This window comes from Melaminivora alkalimesophila, from assembly GCF_000282995.1.
GTDB classification, from domain to species: domain Bacteria; phylum Pseudomonadota; class Gammaproteobacteria; order Burkholderiales; family Burkholderiaceae_C; genus Melaminivora; species Melaminivora alkalimesophila.
In genome coordinates, this window is sequence record NZ_ALEE01000024.1 from 1 (window position 1) to 443 (window position 443).

The 443-nt window shown below is 63.0% G+C and carries 1 pseudogene; it reads right to left on the minus strand.

The features are described from left to right. Window positions 1-188 precede the first annotated feature (188 nt). Window positions 189-443: pseudogene (locus tag A612_RS00235) on the minus strand (IS91 family transposase); the annotation flags it as partial.

Sequence of the window (443 nt, forward strand, 5' to 3'; positions counted from 1 at the left end):
ACGGATAGGAAATTCAACCGCATGAGGCCAAGTATGGCACGAGTTTTGGGCCTCGAAACACGTTCGGCCAAGGAAGGTTGAGCGCTCGCTTGCCGCTCAATGGCAAGAGCTTGGGAGGCAGTATGCATTTGGGCCTGGCGCGCGCGCAGCTGCTTCCCCGCAGCGATGGATACCGCCGCTTCACTGGGTCACCAATTGACGCGCTGGTCTACCTCGTCGGGTTGAGCTGCCAGATCCCAATCCGGCTCGCCTTGCGCACCATCATCCACCGGCGCGTCGCAGCCCTCCCACAGCGGTGGCCCGCGTGCCGGGGTGATGTGCGGGGGGGCAGACTCCACCCCGATGTGGTTCAGGATGTGGCGGATTTCGGCGCTGTGGGTGATGAAGGCAATGATGCGCATCTGCCCACCGCACATGGGGCACAGCAGCGGAAATGCCTCGTA